Raw genomic sequence first — 2,725 nt, 5'->3', positions numbered from 1 at the left:
CCGAGTACCTCCACTTCAAGCGGCTGGAGGAACGGCACAGTGACGTTGTTGAACGGGCCGGCGACCTGATCTGAAAGCGAGCGCCTCACGTATCGGATGCTATGCTGCGCTCGTCCGATTACAGGCATTCGGCTCACGTAGTGCAATGGCAAAGATGGGGTTGGAGTGGACCCCGTTTCACCGGACAGGCGGCGGTTGGGTTTAAGCACTGAGGCGCAGGAACTCGCGCGGTGAGCGGAACTTGAGCCCGGAGTGCGGGTGGACCTCACAGTAGTCGTCGATCCATCGGGGCAGCAAGGCTTGGATGGTGTCGGCGTCTGGGAGGATGGCGGTCGAAGCATGGTCCCGCTTCAGGGTTTTGACGAAGGCCTCGGACATGCCGTTGCTCTGTGGGCTCCGCACTGGGGTGAAGCGCAGGATAATACCAAGGGCAGCAGCCACTTGGGCCGTCTGCCGGGCGATATAGGCACTGCCGTTATCGGACAGCCATTCCAGTTGGTGCGGAACCTTGAGGCTATGGAAGCGGCGTTCAACTGCCGCGATCATGAGGTCACAGACCATCTCGCCGGAGATGCCGGCATTGGAGACTGCCGACCAGGCGATGATCTCACGGTCGCACGCATCGATGACGAACACGATGCGAACGACCTCGCCGTTGCGAGCGTGGATCTCCAGATGGTCAGAGCACCAACGGATGTTGGAGCGCAGGGCAATAACGACGCCTTCATGGGCACGGGAGGGTCGCAATGCGGTATGCTTTTGAAGGGTGAGGCCGTTCTGCTGCATGACCCTGAGCACGCGCTTGGCGTTGATGGTGGGCTTGTCCTCTTTGCGCCGCTGTCGGTTCAGCAGCGCCGTCAGCCGGCGATATCCGTAGGTGGCCGCAGATCGACGATTGGGCGCAGCTCGGCAAATAGGGCGACGTCTTTCGGCTTGCGGTAAGCTCCGCGAGGCTTGAAAGGCTTGTTGGTGCGCTCTATCAGGTTCGACCGGGACACGCCCAGAACCTTGGCAACGGTGCTCATTGGAAACCGCCCTCTGGATCGCTCCATGACAGCAATGGCGGTGTCCGTTTTTTTGGGCGAGCCAGATCAAGGGCTTCCTTGAGGATCTCGGCCTCCATGGTCTTTTTGCCGAGCATGCGCTCAAGATCGCGCACGCGCTTCTCCAGGTCGCGGACCTGGGAAGCGCCCACAACATCTTCATCAGCCTGAACGGCCGCATGGCCGCCTTCGAGCATGCGACGCTTCCAGGCAAAGAGCTGCGAAGGGGAAATGCCGGCGCGTCGTGCAACGTAGGAAACGCTCATACCCGGCTGCATGGCTTCCTCAACCAGCCGAACCTTTTCGGCCACTGACCAGCGTCGCCGGCGCTGAACGGAGGTGATGACTTCGACCCGCCGAAGCGGCTCGTCGGAACTCTTGGACATAGTCGTACTCATAGGCGCATGCCTATGCCTTATCAGCTATGCCGCCTGTCCGGTCAAAATGGGGTGCGCTCCAGGGGTCGACTGCCGTCTCCTGCCCCACTTCAACTTCGGAGTGGCAGCCGACCGTCTCCTCTGCGCGCGCCATCAGTGGGCTAGCAGGCGGTGAACTCAATGCTCCGTAGGTTTCTGTGTACCAGATAGACCTCGCCTTAGCGGGATCATGCAACCCGCTGCTGGCAGGTTGGTTTCCTCGGGCGACTAATTTCGGCATGGCAAATGGACAGACAACAGGATTTACAGACTACAGCCGTCGAGGCATTGCTCAAGCGCCTTGATTGGCGCGACCATGTAGCACAAGAGGAACGTGAAACAATTCAAGCCGCGGCCGGCCCGTTGAAGTATTTCGCTGCAGGACAGCCAATTATAGAGCAGCACGCAAGGCCCAAGAGCAGCCTACTCATGGCAAGCGGCATGGCGGCGCGGCACAATATATTGGAGATGGGCGAGCAGCAAATCACCGCGTTCCACATCCTCGGTGACTTCGTCGATCTGCACTCCCTGCTTTTATCTAAGCTAGACCATGGGGTCTCTGCTGTGACCGATGTAGTGGCCGTCGAGTTCCCCCACGCCAAGCTCCTGGAGATCACAGAACGACTGCCTCACCTCACCCGCATGCTTTGGCTCTCAACGATTCTGGACGGTGCCATTCACCGCCAATGGCTCGTGGCTATGGGTCGCATGCCGGCTTTAGGTCACATCGCTCATCTCTTCTGCGAGCACTTCGTGCGGGCACGGGTCGTGGGTCTTGTGCAAAACGATGCCAGCTTTCCCTTCGACATCACCCAGAACGCGCTTGCTGATGCCTTGGGCCTGTCTGGAGTGCATGTAAACAGAATGGTGCAGGAACTGCGCCGCCGGCATCTGGTGAGATGGGAGGACGGGATCGTGACAATTCTCGACTGGAAGACCTTACAGCGCGTCGGCCAGTTCGACGACACCTATCTCGACCTTGAGCGCCAGCAACGGTAGTCAAGCCAACGACCTTTTCGCTGCTCAGCAAAAGAGCACGTCTTCCTGCGATGTCCGAATTCTAGCTCCGTGATGCGCGGGCTGTCTTCGGCATACGAAGGTAGGTGGGATCAAACTCAGCTGCTCGGACGAGGCCGTCCCAGTCCTTGATCGTAACGAGGTCCCGCTCCCAACTGATCTCCCCGCGCGCTCTGAGTTTTTGCACGGCGCGGTTGGCGTGAACTGGCGTAATGGCCAGGCATTCGCCCACCGTTGCCTGCGACAAGG

The 2,725-nt window shown here is 59.7% G+C and carries 5 protein-coding genes; 1 reads left to right on the top strand and 4 read right to left on the bottom strand.

What is annotated here, in order from left to right; all coding sequences use genetic code 11:
• Nucleotides 1-201: 201 nt before the first annotated feature.
• The 3 genes from VIL88_RS04865 to VIL88_RS04855 are packed head-to-tail and all read right to left on the bottom strand — an operon-like array spanning nt 202 to nt 1,354.
• Complete coding sequence (locus tag VIL88_RS04865) at nt 202-915, bottom strand: IS3 family transposase (RefSeq protein WP_331986585.1); 714 nt, start codon at nt 913-915, stop codon at nt 202-204.
• Nucleotides 858-1,025 (bottom strand): hypothetical protein, encoded by a 168-nt coding sequence (locus tag VIL88_RS04860; protein ID WP_331986587.1) that lies wholly within the window; start codon nt 1,023-1,025, stop codon nt 858-860. Before VIL88_RS04860 ends, VIL88_RS04865 begins: the two co-directional genes overlap by 58 nt.
• Entirely contained in the window at nt 1,022-1,354 is a 333-nt protein-coding gene (locus tag VIL88_RS04855; RefSeq protein WP_331986583.1) for a transposase, read from the bottom strand. Before VIL88_RS04855 ends, VIL88_RS04860 begins: the two co-directional genes overlap by 4 nt.
• A gap of 351 nt (nt 1,355-1,705) precedes the next feature.
• Between VIL88_RS04855 and VIL88_RS04850 the strand changes: the two genes are divergently transcribed.
• Entirely contained in the window at nt 1,706-2,458 is a 753-nt protein-coding gene (locus tag VIL88_RS04850; RefSeq protein WP_331986581.1) for a Crp/Fnr family transcriptional regulator, read from the top strand.
• A 61-nt stretch (nt 2,459-2,519) separates the two neighbouring features.
• On the opposite strand, the gene VIL88_RS04845 is transcribed toward VIL88_RS04850, so the two are convergent.
• Nucleotides 2,520-2,725 (bottom strand): helix-turn-helix domain-containing protein (locus VIL88_RS04845; RefSeq protein WP_331986579.1); only part of this gene is annotated, 206 nt, incomplete at its 5' end.

The sequence above is a fragment of the Devosia sp. genome (genome assembly GCF_036563435.1).
Lineage (GTDB): Bacteria > Pseudomonadota > Alphaproteobacteria > Rhizobiales > Devosiaceae > Devosia.
The sequence above is the reverse complement of the archived record's forward strand: the minus strand, read 5'-3'. Positions and strand labels throughout refer to the sequence as shown.